This window comes from Serratia sp. BIGb0163, from assembly GCF_024809935.1.
Lineage (GTDB): Bacteria > Pseudomonadota > Gammaproteobacteria > Enterobacterales > Enterobacteriaceae > Serratia > Serratia quinivorans.
In genome coordinates this window covers 315,297-328,710 of record NZ_JANUDZ010000004.1, presented here as the reverse complement: position 1 = coordinate 328,710, position 13,414 = coordinate 315,297, and the positions used below count along the sequence as shown (strand labels likewise).

The window sequence follows — 13,414 nt, the reverse complement described above, 5'->3', positions numbered from 1 at the left end:
CAAGGAGGAATTGTGCGACAACGTATTCTGACGCTGTTGCTGGGGTTGGCGGTGCTGGTCACCGCCGGCTGCGGTTTTCACCTGCGTGGCACCACGCAGGTACCCTCGGAAATGAAAACGCTGATTCTGGACAGCTCAGACCCTTATGGTCCGCTGACCCGCGCCGTGCGTGAGCAATTACGTCTGAGCGACGTGACCATTGTCAAAGATGCAAAACGCAAGGATCTCCCTTCCCTGCGCATCATTGGCGCCACCGAAAGCCAGGATACCGCCTCTATCTTCCAGGACGGTAAAACCGCTGAGTACCAGATGGTGCTGACGGTCCAGGCACAGGTGTTGATCCCGGGTCACGATCTGTATCCGCTGAACGTGAAAGTATTCCGTTCGTTCTTCGATAACCCGCTGACCGCACTGGCAAAAGATTCCGAACAGGAAATTATTCGCCAGGAAATGCGTGAGCAGGCCGCCCAGCAACTGGTGCGTAAACTGCTGACGGTGCACGCGGCGGAAGAAGAAACGCAGCAGAAAGCCGCTGCGGCCGGTGAAAAAGCGGCCAGTCGCGTAGATCAATGATCCGTATTTACCCTGAACAACTTGCCGCGCAGCTCCGAGAGGGGCTGCGCGCTTGTTATTTATTGAGTGGCAATGAACCGTTGCTGTTGCAGGAAAGTCAGGATCTGATCCGCCAGACGGCACAGCAGCACCAGTTCACCGAGCACTACAGCATTTCGCTTGATGCCCATACCGACTGGGACGCCATTTTCAGCATCTGTCAGGCGATGAGTCTGTTCGCCAGCCGTCAGACGCTGTTGCTGATCTTCCCTGAAAACGGGCCGACCGCCCCGATAGGCGAACAGCTGATCAAGCTGGCTGCTCTGCTGCATGACGATATTTTGCTGATGCTGCGTGGGCCACGCCTCACCAAAGCGCAGGAAAACAGCGCCTGGTTCAAGGCACTCAGCCCGCATGGCGCTTACGTCAGTTGCCAGACACCGGAGCAGGCGCAGTTACCCCGCTGGGTAGCCCAGCGCGCCAAAACCATGAAGCTGGAACTGGACGACGCGGCCAATCAGTTGCTGTGTTACTGCTATGAAGGCAACCTGCTGGCGCTGTCGCAGGCGCTGGAACGACTGTCGTTATTGCATCCGGATGGCAAGCTCACGCTGCCGCGTGTCGAGCTGGCGGTCAATGACGCCGCGCACTTCACGCCATTCCATTGGCTGGACGCCCTGCTGGCGGGTAAGAGCAAACGCGCTTGGCATATCCTGCAACAGATGCAGCAGGAAGATGTCGAACCAGTGATCCTGCTGCGCACCCTGCAACGCGAATTGCTGCAATTGCTGAACCTGCAACGACGCATGGCGTCAGTGCCGCTGCGTACGCTGTTCGACCAGTACAAGGTCTGGCAAAACCGCCGTAACCTGGTCACCCAGGCATTGCAGCGGTTATCCGGTGCCCAGTTGCGGCAAGCGGTTCATCTGCTGACGCAGATTGAAATCACCCTTAAGCAGGATTACGGCCAGTCGGTCTGGTCGGAACTGGAAACCCTGTCGATGCTGCTGTGCGGCAAACCTCTGGCCACGAGTTTTTCCGATGCCCACTAATTCGCAAGACACCACCGTCCTGCACGCCCTGTTTGGCGGCACCTTTGACCCAATCCATTACGGCCATCTGCGCCCGGTGGAAGCGCTGGCGGCTGAGGTAGGCCTGAACCGGGTGACGCTGTTGCCGAATCATGTGCCGCCACACCGCCCTCAGCCCGAGGCTAACGCTCAGCAACGGTTGAAGATGGTTGAATTGGCGATCGCCGGCAACCCGCTGTTTGCGGTTGACGATCGCGAACTGCACCGCACCACGCCCTCCTATACCATAGAGACGCTGGAAGCCATTCGTAAAGAACGTGGCGCTGCATTGCCGCTGGCGTTTATCATTGGCCAGGATTCGCTGCTGACGCTGCACAAGTGGCACCGCTGGCAGTCGCTGCTGGATACCTGCCACCTGCTGGTGCTGGCCCGTCCGGGCTACAATGACCGAATGGACACGCCGGAACTGCAGCAGTGGCTGGAACAGCATCAGGTGACCGATGCCGCGCTGCTCAGCCGGCAGCCACAGGGCTATATCTACCTGGCCGATACGCCGCAGCTGGAAATTTCAGCGACGGAAATCCGCCAGCGCCGCCACCAGGGCCTCAACTGTGACGACCTGCTGCCGCGTTCGGTACAGCGCTATATCGAGTTACAGGGTTTATATCGCTAGCGAGAGCCGCATGATATACTGCGCCGCTATTTTTCAGGTATTCGCTGAAAACCCCGGAAACCTTAGCTGGCCGGGCAGTCACCAGCTGGCTTTCAGCGGCATCCTGCCGACTTATCATTGATTCAGGCCGCAAAACGGGCAGTTGCCCGCCGCAGTCGAATGAACAGAACACTCCCGAGGGGGAACCTTTGCAAGGTAAAGCGCTCCAAGATTTCGTCATCGATAAAATTGATGACCTGAAAGGCCAAGACATTATCGCTCTGGATGTCCAGGGTAAATCCAGCATCACCGATTGCATGATCATCTGCACCGGTACCTCTACCCGTCACGTGATGTCGATCGCCAACCACGTGGTGCAAGAATCCCGTTCTGCGGGCATGGAACTCTATGGCATGAAAGGCCAGGAAGCTTCCGACTGGATAGTGGTTGATTTGGGCGAAGTGATCGTCCACGTGATGCAAGAAGAAAGCCGTCGTCTGTATGAGCTGGAAAAACTCTGGAGCTAAGCGGTGAAACTGCAACTGGTCGCTGTCGGCACTAAAATGCCAGACTGGGTGCAGACCGGCTTTATGGATTATCTGCACCGCTTTCCGAAAGACATGCCGTTTGAGCTGACCGAAATCCCGGCGGGCAAGCGCGGCAAGAATGCCGATATCAAACGCATTCTGGAAAAGGAAGGCGAACAGATGCTGGCGGCGGTAGGCAAAGGCAATCGCATTGTCACGCTGGATATCCCCGGTACGCCGTGGGAAACGCCGCAGTTGGCGCAGCAGCTCGAACGCTGGAAGCAGGACGGCCGCAACGTCAGCCTGCTGATTGGTGGCCCGGAAGGGCTGGCCCCGGCGTGCAAGGCCGCAGCCGAACAAAGTTGGTCGCTCTCACCTTTGACATTGCCGCATCCTTTAGTGCGCGTCCTGGTGGCTGAAAGCCTCTATCGCGCCTGGAGTATTACAACAAATCATCCTTACCACCGGGAATAACCGGTGGTAACCGTGACAGAGTGAAATAAAGCAGCGGGATGAAAATAGAACGTAACCCTTTTCGCGACTATACGGCTGAATCCGCCCTGTTTGTACGCCGCGCCCTGGTGGCGTTCCTGGTCATCCTGGTGCTGACCGGCACCCTCATCGCCAATCTGTATAACCTGCAAATCGTCCGCTTTGAGGATTACCGTACCCGCTCCAACGAAAATCGCATAAAACTGGTGCCGATCGCGCCCAGCCGCGGCATTATCTACGATCGCAACGGCACCCCGCTGGCGCTCAATCGCACCATTTATCAACTGGAGCTGATGCCGGAAAAGGTCGATGACCTAAAGGCCACGCTACAGGCACTGCGTCCGGTGGTCGATCTGACCGACGAAGACATCACCAACTTCGAGAAAGAGCGTAAACGCTCACGTCGCTTCGTCTCCATTCCGGTGAAAACCGCCCTGAACGAAGTCCAGGTGGCGCGTTTTGCGGTTAACCAGTTCCGCTTCCCCGGCGTCGAGGTCAAAGGCTACCAGCGTCGCTACTATCCTTATGGCTCCGCTCTGACCCATGTCATCGGCTACGTATCGAAAATCAACGACCGCGACGTCGAACGTCTGGATAAAGACGGCAAACTGGCCAACTACGCCGCCACGCACGATATCGGCAAGCTGGGCATCGAGCGTTATTACGAAGAAACCCTGCATGGCAAAACCGGCTACGAAGAGGTTGAAGTCAACAACCGCGGCCGGGTGATCCGCCAACTGCATGAACAACCCCCTTCCGCCGGTCAGGACGTTTACCTGACGCTGGATCTCAACCTGCAACGCTATATCGAGCAGTTGCTGGTCGGCAGCCGTGCAGCCGTGGTAGTGAGCGATCCGCGCACCGGCGGCATTCTGGCGATGGTTTCTAACCCCAGCTATGATCCGAACCTGTTCGTTGATGGTATCTCCAGTAAAGACTATCAGGGGCTGCTCAACGATCCGAACCGGCCGTTGATTAACCGCGCCACGCAGGGGTTATATCCACCGGCTTCTACGGTTAAACCCTACATTGCCGTCTCGGCGCTCAGTGCCGGGGTGATCACCAAAAACACCAGCCTGTTCGATCCCGGCTGGTGGCAATTGCCCGGCTCGGAAAAACGCTTCCGCGACTGGAAAAAATGGGGCCATGGCCGCCTGAACGTCACCAAAGCGCTGGAAGAATCAGCGGATACCTTCTTCTATCAGGTAGCCTACGACATGGGTATCGATCGCCTGTCGACCTGGCTGACCAAGTTCGGTTACGGCGATTATACCGGTATCGATCTGTCCGAAGAACGTTCCGGCCTGATGCCGACCCGCGACTGGAAATTCAAGCGCTATAAAAAACCCTGGTATCAGGGAGACACCATTCCGGTGGGCATCGGCCAGGGCTACTGGACGGCAACGCCGATCCAGATGGCCAAGGCACTGACCACGCTGATTAACGACGGCAACGTCAAAACGCCACACCTGCTGCAGAGCACCAGAATCAATGGTGCGCTGGTGCCCTTCACCCAGGAAGAGAGCAAGCAGATCGGCGATATTCATTCAGGCTTCTGGGAAATTGCCAAAGATGGCATGTATGGTGTAGCCAACCGTCCGAACGGGACGGCGCGTAAGTACTTCTCGGATGCACCTTACAAAGCCGCGGCGAAATCGGGTACCGCACAGGTATTCGGCTACGAAACCTACAACGCCCACAAACTGGCAGAACACCTGCGTGACCATAAATTGATGACCGCCTTTGCTCCGTTCAACAATCCAACGGTATCGGTCGCCATCATTCTGGAAAACGGCGGCTCCGGTCCGGCGGTCGGGACGATCACCCGTCAGATCCTCGACCATATTTTGCTGGGCGACAACAATACGCAATTACCATCTGAAGCCCCACTGCCACCAGGCGTAGAGGGTGATTAAGGTAGAACATGACTGAAAGCCAACAAAAGGGCTCGATCTGGACCAAAATCCATATCGACCCCACATTCCTGCTATTAATTCTGGCCCTGCTGGTCTACAGCGCGTTCGTGATGTGGAGCGCCAGCGGTCAGGATATTGGCATGATGGAGCGCAAGATCGGCCAGATTGTCATGGGGCTGATAGTGATGGCCGTCATGGCGCAAATCCCGCCGAGGGTCTATGAAAGCTGGGCGCCGTATTTATATATTTTCTGCGTGATCCTGCTGATACTGGTAGACGCTTTCGGCCAGATCAGTAAAGGCGCGCAGCGCTGGCTGGATCTTGGCTTCGTGCGTTTCCAGCCGTCCGAGATCGCTAAAATCGCCGTGCCGCTAATGGTGGCGCGCTTTATGAACCGTGACGTCTGCCCGCCTTCGCTAAAGAATACCGCGATTGCGCTGGTGCTGATTTTCCTGCCGACCCTGCTGGTCGCCGCGCAGCCCGATTTGGGGACTTCGATTCTGATTGCCGCCTCCGGCCTGTTCGTGCTGTTCCTGTCCGGCATGAGCTGGAAGCTGATCGCCGTAGCCGCCGTGCTGCTGGCGGCCTTTATCCCGGTGCTGTGGTTCTTCCTGATGCACGGCTATCAGCGCGACCGCGTAATGATGCTGCTGGATCCGGAAACCGACCCACTTGGCGCCGGTTACCATATTATTCAGTCGAAAATCGCCATCGGCTCAGGCGGCCTGTCCGGCAAGGGCTGGCTGCACGGCACTCAGTCGCAGTTGGAATTCCTGCCGGAGCGCCACACGGACTTTATCTTCGCGGTCCTGGCCGAAGAACTGGGGCTGATTGGGGTACTGGTGCTGCTGGCGCTGTACCTGCTGGTTATCATTCGTGGATTGATGATTGCCGCCAAGGCGCAAACCACCTTTGGGCGGGTGATGGTCGGCGGTCTGATGCTGATTTTGTTCGTTTATGTGTTTGTTAACATTGGTATGGTCAGTGGCATTTTGCCGGTAGTTGGCGTACCTTTGCCTCTGGTCAGTTACGGGGGTTCGGCGCTGATTGTGCTTATGGCTGGGTTCGGCATTATCATGTCGATCCACACGCATCGAAAAATGATGTCCAAGAGTTTATAAGGGGTGAGTAATGCGTAAGGAATGGCTTTGGGTCGGCGTTGTCGCGGTATTACTTTCCGCCTGTACCGCCCCGACCACGGAACAGCAAGCGCCACCGCAGCAGCCGTATAACGGCCCCGTGGTGGAGATCGGTGGCGTTGAGCCTCAATATGAACCCTATAACCCTAATAACATGCAGGATTATAAGGTTAATGGCGACACTTACCGCATCGTCAAAGATCCGCAGAACTTCTCGCAGACCGGTCTGGCCAGCTCCTACGGTGAAGAAGCCCGGGGCAATACCACCGCGCTGGGGGAACAGTTCGATCCTAATGGGTTAACTGCCGCGCACCCAACGCTGCCGATCCCAAGCTACGTACGCGTGACCAACCTGGCCAACGGCCGCCAACTGGTAGTGCGAGTGAACGATCGCGGGCCTTACACCCAGGGCCGCATTATCGATTTGTCGAAAGCCGTCGCCGACCGCCTGAACCTGTCCAACAACACCAAGGTCAAGGTTGATTTCATCAACGTGGCCCCGGACGGCACTCTGAGCGGCCCTGGCACCATTGGTACTACCGTTGCCAAACAAAGCTACGCCCTGCCCGCACGTCCGGAACTCGGCTCCAGCAACATGGGAACCCCGGTGCAACAGGATGTCCCGGTCCCCAACGGTGCCGCAGTGCACCCGATTGACAACAGCAGTTTGAACACCGGCGACAACGCCCCGGCCGCTACCACCGGCAATAGCCGCAGCGGTTTCCTGGGTGCGCCAAGCGCCGTACCGGCCGGCGTGCTGGAAGGCTCAGAGCCTGAACCTGCCGTCAGTGCCGCAGCCATTGCCGCACCGGTCGCGGCCTCCGCCGCCGTGGCCGCCAATGCTTCTGCTGGTGGTAGCTACGTGGTGCAGGTCGGCGCACTGAGCAGTGCCGAACGCGCGCAGAGCTGGCAACAAAGCCTGAGCCAAAAGTTTGGCGTACCGGGTAAAGTGGCCGCCAACGGCAGCGTCTATCGTGTGCAGCTGGGCCCGTTCAGCAGCCGTCAGCAAGCCGCCGAACTGCAGCAGCGTCTGGCCAGCGAAGCGCAGCAACAATCTTTTGTCACTGCCGCACCTTAAAACAAATATCCGGCAGGCGAACGCGGTTGATAAGCGTTCCTTTAGCTGAAACATTTTCTTTCAGCTAAAGCCAATAAAGCGCGATTAGTCAGAGCATTGGCTAATGCCTGCCGGGATCTCATCTGTTATAGTGTGGCTCGTTTTTAATTTTACCCTCATGGATGTTGTAGTCTCGATCATGAAACAAGTAACTTCTTTTCGCTTAATCAAGAGCATAGCGCTCGGCACCGTTATCGCGATGAGTGCAACCTCCGTTGCGCATGCCGATGACGTTAATATCAAGACCATGATCCCAGGGGTACCGCAAATCGATGCGGAATCCTACGTCCTGATTGATTACAACTCCGGTAAAGTTTTGGCGGAAATGAACGCCGATGCCCGCCGCGATCCAGCCAGTCTGACCAAAATGATGACCAGTTACGTCATCGGCCAGGCGCTGAAAGCAGGTAAAATCGGCCAGGAAGACATGGTTACCGTGGGGCAAGACGCCTGGGCTACCGGCAACCCGGTATTCAAGGGTTCTTCGCTGATGTTCCTCAAGCCAGGCGACCGCGTCCCGGTCTCCAAGCTGACCCGCGGTATCAACCTGCAATCCGGTAACGACGCCTGCGTGGCGATGGCCGACTACGTAGCCGGCAGCCAGGACGCGTTCGTTAACCTGATGAACACCTACGTCAGCAAGCTGGGCCTGCAGAATACCCACTTCCAGACGGTACACGGCCTGGATGCACAGGGTCAGTACAGTTCGGCGCGCGATATGGCGTTGATCGGCCAGGCGCTGATCCGCGACGTGCCGGACGAATATGCGATTTATAAAGAAAAAGAGTTCACCTTCAACAATATCCGCCAGATGAACCGTAACGGTCTGCTGTGGGATACCAGCCTGAACGTGGACGGCATCAAAACCGGTCATACCGATGCGGCAGGCTACAACCTGGTCGCTTCTGCGACCGAAGGTCAGATGCGTCTGATCTCTGCGGTGTTGGGCGGTCGTACGTATAAAGGCCGTGAGACCGAGAGCAAGAAACTGCTGACCTGGGGCTTCCGCTTCTTCGAAACCGTTGCGCCACTGAAAGTGGGCAAAGAGTTTGCGTCTGAACCCGTCTGGTTCGGCGATGCGGATCGCGTTGAGTTGGGCGTAGACAAAGACGTTTACCTGACCATCCCACGCGGCCGGATGAAAGATCTCAAAGCCAGCTACGTACTGAACACGCCGGAAATTCATGCACCACTGGCGAAAAACCAGGTTGTCGGCAGCATCAACTTCCAGCTCGATGGCAAAACCATCGATCAGCGCCCACTGGTGGTGATGAACGAAGTGAAAGAAGGCGGTTTCTTCAGCCGTATCGTGGATTACATCAAACTGATGTTCCATCACTGGTTCGGTTAACAGTTGAAATGGGCGAAATCGCCCCCATATACTGATTAACATTAACTCCCGCTCCGGCGGGAGTTATAATTTATAGAATCGCTATACCGATAGCCGCACTCTGGAGCGCACATGAAAACTAAACTGAACGAACTGCTCGAATTCCCTTGCTCATTTACCTACAAAGTAATGGGCCTGGCACAACCCGAGCTGGTGGACCAGGTGGTTGAAGTGGTGCAGCGCCATGCTCCCGGGGATTACAACCCACAGGTTAAACCTAGCAGCAAAGGCAATTACCACTCCGTGTCCATCACCATCACCGCCACCCATATCGATCAGGTGGAAACCTTATATGATGAGTTGGGCAACATTGAAATTGTCCGCATGGTTCTGTAATTACAGCACAAAACCCTGCTTTTCAGCCCGGGCCAGAGCATCCTCTGCCCGGGTTGCGCATTTTTGGTCAGCGAAATGCTGGCCGCGGGCCAGAGCGCCCGGTATAATGGCGACACCACTTCTGTAACCTGACGATGACTCTTTTGCAACCAGACAAGATCATTTTGCGTCAGCTGGGGTTGCAGCCCTATGAGCCTGTATCCCAAGCCATGCACAACTTCACCGATCGCCGAACCGAAACCACGCCCGATGAGCTGTGGCTGGTTCAGCATCAGCCCGTATTTACCCAGGGCCAGGCCGGTAAAGCAGAACATCTGTTAATGCCGGGCGACATTCCGGTTGTCCAGAGCGATCGCGGTGGCCAGGTAACCTATCATGGGCCGGGTCAGCAGGTGATGTACGTGATGATCGATCTGAAACGCAACAAGGTTGGCGTTCGCCAACTGGTCACGGCTATCGAAGATACCGTTATTAACACCCTCGCCCACTTTCACATTGAATCGCGCGCCCGTCCGGATGCGCCCGGTGTTTACGTGGGGGAGCAAAAAATCTGTTCGTTGGGTTTGCGGATCCGTAAAGGCAGTTCATTCCACGGCCTGGCCCTGAATGTGGCCATGGATCTCAGCCCCTTCCAGCGTATCAACCCTTGCGGTTACGCCGGCATGCAGATGGCGCAGGTCAGCGCGCTGGCACCCGGTGTTGGCATAGAAGACGTACACCCAGTCCTGGTACAGGAATTTGTTCATTTACTCGGCTACCCGAAGGTCGAGCTTCGTAACTGGAACCTGCACGATTATGAGTAAACCGATTCAGATGGAACGCGGCGTTAAATACCGCGATGCAGACAAAATGGCTTTGATCCCGGTTAAAACGGTGGTCACTGAACGGCAGGAGCTGTTACGTAAACCCGAGTGGATGAAAATCAAACTTCCTGCCGACTCTACGCGCATTCAGGGCATTAAAGCCGCCATGCGTAAAAACGGTCTGCATTCGGTGTGCGAAGAAGCTTCCTGTCCGAACCTCTCTGAGTGCTTCAACCACGGCACCGCCACCTTTATGATCCTCGGTGCCATCTGTACCCGCCGCTGCCCATTCTGCGACGTGGCCCACGGCCGCCCGGTGGCACCAGATGTCAACGAGCCGGAAAAACTGGCTCAGACCATCGCCGATATGGGTCTGCGTTACGTAGTGATCACCTCGGTTGACCGCGATGACCTGCGTGACGGTGGTGCCCAGCACTTTGCCGACTGCATCGCGGCTATCCGCGCTAAAAACCCGACCATCAAGATTGAAACGCTGGTACCGGACTTCCGCGGCCGTATGGATCGTGCGCTGGAAATCCTGACCGAAACGCCACCGGATGTGTTCAACCACAATCTGGAAAACGTACCGCGCGTCTACCGTCAGGTTCGTCCGGGCGCTAACTACGAGTGGTCATTGAAGCTGCTGGAGCGGTTTAAAGAAGCGCATCCGCACATCCCAACCAAGTCTGGCCTGATGGTCGGTCTGGGGGAAACCAATGCGGAAATCGTTGAAGTGATGCGCGATCTGCGTCGCCATGGCGTCACCATGCTGACTCTGGGCCAGTACCTGCAGCCAAGCCGCCATCACCTGCCGGTACAGCGCTACGTCAGCCCGGCCGAGTTCGATGAGATGAAAGAAGAAGCGATGGCGATGGGCTTCACCCATGCTGCTTGCGGTCCGTTTGTCCGTTCTTCCTACCATGCCGATTTGCAGGCAAAAGGGATGGAAGTGAAGTAATTCTGGTAATGGATTGTTACCATTAAAGTGACAGACACGGCAAAAAACGGATGTCCTTGCGGCATCCGTTTTTTATTGCCCGGCAGAAAGCGGAATTAAACGTCTTTCTTTTCGACGCTCTGCGGGTTGGACTGACTTTCTGCCGTATTTGCCGCTGGCGGAGTCGTATCGTCACCCACCGCCTTTTTGAAACCCTTCAGCGCAGCACCCAAGTCCGCGCCCAAAGTACGCAGTTTGCTGGTACCGAACAGCAAGATGATCAACACCGCAATCACCAGAAGTTTGGTAATACTGATCCCTTCCATACTCACCTTCTTATTCATATAGCGCTGCGGATGCAGCGAGAAAACAAACCTTGCCTGAGGATATTTACCTACTTTCCCAGATTCAAAACAACAGCAACATGTAACAGAGTAAGATCCCACGCCAATATGCAACTTTAAATCGGCTGGTTACGCTTCAGACTATTCTGAGTTTTTAACCCGCATGATACGCTGTTCCCCTGCTCATCATGGAGTTGCCGGATGTATACGCCATCAGTGATTGATACCAGACGTTCCGGCCTTAGCTTCGCCAGACGCACTTATCTGCCACGTGTCGTCGGCCTGGGGATCGGTTTTATCTGCGTGTTCTCAGTATTCTATACGCAAAAAACCTCATACTGGGTCTGGGGCCTGCTGATTTTCCACGGTTTTATCTGGCCACACCTTGCCTATCAATGGGCGCGCCGTTCCGCCATGCCCTTCAAGGCTGAAATTCGCAACCTGCTGATCGATTCGTTTTTCGGCGGGTTGTGGGTAGCCATGATGGCATTCAATGCCTTACCGTCAGTCGTTATCCTGTCGATGATGAGCATGAATAACATGGCTTCTGCCGGCAAATCTCTGTTCTTTAAAGGGTTGGCGGTACAGGTACTCAGCGCCCTGGCAATCAGCGCTCTGCTGGGCTTCCCTTTCCAACCGCAAAGCACACCGCTGCAGATCTATCTGTGCCTGCCGATGATCTATTTCTACCCTATCCTATTGGGATTGGTGACCTACCGCACCGCCAAACGGCTGGCGGAAAAAAAACAGGAGTTGTTGCGCATCAGCATGCGCGACGGCCTGACCGGGCTGTACAACCGCCGCCATTGGGAACATTTGCTGCATCACCAATTTGACAGCTGCCGCCGCTATCAGCACAGCGCGACGCTGATCCTGATGGATATCGACCGCTTTAAAACCATTAACGACACCTTCGGCCATGCGCTGGGTGACGAGGCGCTGGCGGTACTGGCAGAGGAATTGCTAATCGGTTTGCGCGCCGTGGATATTGTCGGACGCTACGGTGGCGACGAATTTGGTGCCGTGTTGCCCAACACCAGTGCCGAACAGGCCAGCATAGCGCTGTTGCGCATTCAGGAACGGTTGAACGAGATTGTTTTCCGCGAAGCGCCGCAGCTACGGCTGAACATCAGCGCCGGCATTGCGGATTATCACGGCGACATGAGCGGCTATCTGGACTGGTTAAAAGCCGCCGACAACGCGCTGTACCGGGCGAAGAACAACGGTCGCAATCGCCTGGAGCTGGCGGTACCCGGCCACTGAGACCGGAGGAACAATTTCAGTTTCCAGCCACTTTTGATACTACAAAATAGGCAGCGCCGGGTGTAAGATCCCGTCTGCGCGGCAAACAGCGGCGTCGAACGACGGAGATGACATTCCTCCTTAACCGCCTTCACGGGCTGATGATGTCTACGTAACCTCTCGGAGAGGTGCGTAGCATTGCGCCTGAACCTTTCTGAGCTTGTCCCCCATTTAATGAAAGGCAGTTTCGACCATGTTGAGTTCTTTACTGGCAGTTTTTATTGGCGGCGGTATGGGTAGCGTTCTGCGCTGGGCCATAAGCATGAAGATGAATCCGCTTAACGCGCACATCCCGTTGGGGACGCTGGCAGTCAATCTGCTGGGCGGCTTTATTATCGGTTTGGCTATCGCCATCTTCAGCCGTTTGACGCACCTGGATCCCACCTGGAAGTTGCTGATCACCACCGGTTTTTGCGGTGGGTTAACCACCTTTTCCACCTTCTCTCTGGAGGTAGTGTATTTGCTGCAGGATGGGCGTTTCATGTGGGCGTTGGCCAATATGCTGCTTAATCTGGCGGGATCGCTGGTGATGACCCTGTTGGCATTTATGCTGGTGGTGTGGATTAACGGCCAATAATTTAATTTCGGCGTCTTAATGTTTCCTTAATCTGCCCTGAGCATAATCTCATCCAGTACCCCACTGGATGAGAACTCAGATGTTGAGCCTGCCAAAAACTGCCGCTGAAGTGGCCGCCACCCTGCTGTGCCTGCTGATTGTTGGTGCCTTCATCAGGGTTTATCTGTTCGCCTGAAGTCCGCCCCTGCAAAAACCATCTTTACCGTTGAGCTCTTGCCAATTGCCATTGTTGCATTACAATTGAGAATGAACGTTCGCACCCAGAAAGCGAACCGCATTTCACTTGGCAAAGGATCGGG

15 protein-coding genes and 1 riboswitch are annotated in these 13,414 nt (G+C 55.8%); of the genes, 14 read left to right on the top strand and 1 reads right to left on the bottom strand.

Translation table 11 applies throughout. The features are described 5' to 3' along the window. Positions 1-12: 12 nt before the first annotated feature. From lptE to lipA, 12 genes are all read left to right on the top strand, one after another. Complete coding sequence (gene lptE, locus M2406_RS16715; protein ID WP_012005643.1) at positions 13-573, top strand: LPS assembly lipoprotein LptE; 561 nt, start codon at positions 13-15, stop codon at positions 571-573. After that, positions 570-1,604, top strand: coding sequence for a DNA polymerase III subunit delta (holA, locus tag M2406_RS16710; RefSeq protein WP_012005642.1), 1,035 nt, complete (start codon positions 570-572; stop codon positions 1,602-1,604). The genes lptE and holA overlap by 4 nt, the downstream gene beginning before the upstream one ends. Beyond that, positions 1,594-2,256: a nicotinate-nucleotide adenylyltransferase gene (nadD, locus tag M2406_RS16705; protein WP_174353226.1), complete on the top strand. Its 663-nt coding sequence runs from the start codon at positions 1,594-1,596 to the stop codon at positions 2,254-2,256. Before holA ends, nadD begins: the two co-directional genes overlap by 11 nt. A gap of 188 nt (positions 2,257-2,444) precedes the next feature. Then, entirely contained in the window at positions 2,445-2,762 is a 318-nt protein-coding gene (gene rsfS, locus M2406_RS16700) for a ribosome silencing factor (RefSeq protein WP_012005640.1), read from the top strand. A 3-nt stretch (positions 2,763-2,765) separates the two neighbouring features. Further along, positions 2,766-3,236 (top strand): 23S rRNA (pseudouridine(1915)-N(3))-methyltransferase RlmH, encoded by a 471-nt coding sequence (rlmH, locus tag M2406_RS16695; protein ID WP_004949595.1) that lies wholly within the window; start codon positions 2,766-2,768, stop codon positions 3,234-3,236. Between the two features lie 38 nt (positions 3,237-3,274). Continuing rightward, positions 3,275-5,170 (top strand): peptidoglycan DD-transpeptidase MrdA, encoded by a 1,896-nt coding sequence (gene mrdA, locus M2406_RS16690; RefSeq protein ID WP_012005639.1) that lies wholly within the window; start codon positions 3,275-3,277, stop codon positions 5,168-5,170. An 8-nt stretch (positions 5,171-5,178) separates the two neighbouring features. Continuing rightward, the gene (gene mrdB / locus M2406_RS16685; protein ID WP_012005638.1) at positions 5,179-6,291 is read left to right on the top strand and encodes a peptidoglycan glycosyltransferase MrdB; all 1,113 of its coding nucleotides are present in this window, start codon (positions 5,179-5,181) and stop codon (positions 6,289-6,291) included. A 10-nt stretch (positions 6,292-6,301) separates the two neighbouring features. Next, positions 6,302-7,387, top strand: coding sequence for an endolytic peptidoglycan transglycosylase RlpA (gene rlpA / locus M2406_RS16680; RefSeq protein WP_135344556.1), 1,086 nt, complete (start codon positions 6,302-6,304; stop codon positions 7,385-7,387). Between the two features lie 178 nt (positions 7,388-7,565). Continuing rightward, the gene (gene dacA / locus M2406_RS16675; RefSeq protein ID WP_017891907.1) at positions 7,566-8,777 is read left to right on the top strand and encodes a D-alanyl-D-alanine carboxypeptidase DacA; all 1,212 of its coding nucleotides are present in this window, start codon (positions 7,566-7,568) and stop codon (positions 8,775-8,777) included. Positions 8,778-8,888: 111 nt separating this feature from the next. Continuing rightward, the gene (gene ybeD / locus M2406_RS16670) at positions 8,889-9,152 is read left to right on the top strand and encodes a DUF493 family protein YbeD (protein WP_009636895.1); all 264 of its coding nucleotides are present in this window, start codon (positions 8,889-8,891) and stop codon (positions 9,150-9,152) included. A 134-nt stretch (positions 9,153-9,286) separates the two neighbouring features. Then, positions 9,287-9,955 (top strand): lipoyl(octanoyl) transferase LipB, encoded by a 669-nt coding sequence (gene lipB, locus M2406_RS16665; RefSeq protein ID WP_012005635.1) that lies wholly within the window; start codon positions 9,287-9,289, stop codon positions 9,953-9,955. Further along, entirely contained in the window at positions 9,948-10,913 is a 966-nt protein-coding gene (gene lipA / locus M2406_RS16660; RefSeq protein ID WP_259190688.1) for a lipoyl synthase, read from the top strand. The genes lipB and lipA overlap by 8 nt, the downstream gene beginning before the upstream one ends. A 95-nt stretch (positions 10,914-11,008) precedes the next feature. Here the strand turns inward: lipA and tatA are convergent, their stop codons facing one another. Beyond that, positions 11,009-11,218, bottom strand: coding sequence for a Sec-independent protein translocase subunit TatA (gene tatA, locus M2406_RS16655; protein WP_012005633.1), 210 nt, complete (start codon positions 11,216-11,218; stop codon positions 11,009-11,011). A 219-nt stretch (positions 11,219-11,437) separates the two neighbouring features. On the opposite strand from tatA, the gene M2406_RS16650 reads away from it, so the two are divergent. Both M2406_RS16650 and crcB read left to right on the top strand, forming a co-directional pair. Continuing rightward, entirely contained in the window at positions 11,438-12,499 is a 1,062-nt protein-coding gene (locus tag M2406_RS16650; RefSeq protein WP_115183062.1) for a diguanylate cyclase, read from the top strand. Between the two features lie 94 nt (positions 12,500-12,593). Continuing rightward, positions 12,594-12,656: riboswitch (Fluoride riboswitch) on the top strand. Between the two features lie 75 nt (positions 12,657-12,731). Next, positions 12,732-13,115, top strand: a complete 384-nt coding sequence (crcB, locus tag M2406_RS16645; RefSeq protein WP_012005631.1) for a fluoride efflux transporter CrcB — start codon at positions 12,732-12,734, stop codon at positions 13,113-13,115. Positions 13,116-13,414 lie beyond the last annotated feature (299 nt).

Excerpts from the sequence above, each read along its gene's own strand:
- lipA (WP_259190688.1), top strand. The coding sequence starts at position 9,948 with ATGAGTAAACCGATTCAGATGGAACGCGGCGTTAAATACCGCGATGCA.
- tatA (WP_012005633.1), bottom strand. The coding sequence starts at position 11,218 with ATGGAAGGGATCAGTATTACCAAACTTCTGGTGATTGCGGTGTTGATC.
- dacA (WP_017891907.1), top strand. The coding sequence starts at position 7,566 with ATGAAACAAGTAACTTCTTTTCGCTTAATCAAGAGCATAGCGCTCGGC.
- mrdA (WP_012005639.1), top strand. The coding sequence starts at position 3,275 with ATGAAAATAGAACGTAACCCTTTTCGCGACTATACGGCTGAATCCGCC.
- M2406_RS16650 (WP_115183062.1), top strand. The coding sequence starts at position 11,438 with ATGTATACGCCATCAGTGATTGATACCAGACGTTCCGGCCTTAGCTTC.
- holA (WP_012005642.1), top strand. The coding sequence starts at position 570 with ATGATCCGTATTTACCCTGAACAACTTGCCGCGCAGCTCCGAGAGGGG.
- ybeD (WP_009636895.1), top strand. The coding sequence starts at position 8,889 with ATGAAAACTAAACTGAACGAACTGCTCGAATTCCCTTGCTCATTTACC.
- mrdB (WP_012005638.1), top strand. The coding sequence starts at position 5,179 with ATGACTGAAAGCCAACAAAAGGGCTCGATCTGGACCAAAATCCATATC.
- rlpA (WP_135344556.1), top strand. The coding sequence starts at position 6,302 with ATGCGTAAGGAATGGCTTTGGGTCGGCGTTGTCGCGGTATTACTTTCC.
- crcB (WP_012005631.1), top strand. The coding sequence starts at position 12,732 with ATGTTGAGTTCTTTACTGGCAGTTTTTATTGGCGGCGGTATGGGTAGC.
- nadD (WP_174353226.1), top strand. The coding sequence starts at position 1,594 with ATGCCCACTAATTCGCAAGACACCACCGTCCTGCACGCCCTGTTTGGC.
- lipB (WP_012005635.1), top strand. The coding sequence starts at position 9,287 with ATGACTCTTTTGCAACCAGACAAGATCATTTTGCGTCAGCTGGGGTTG.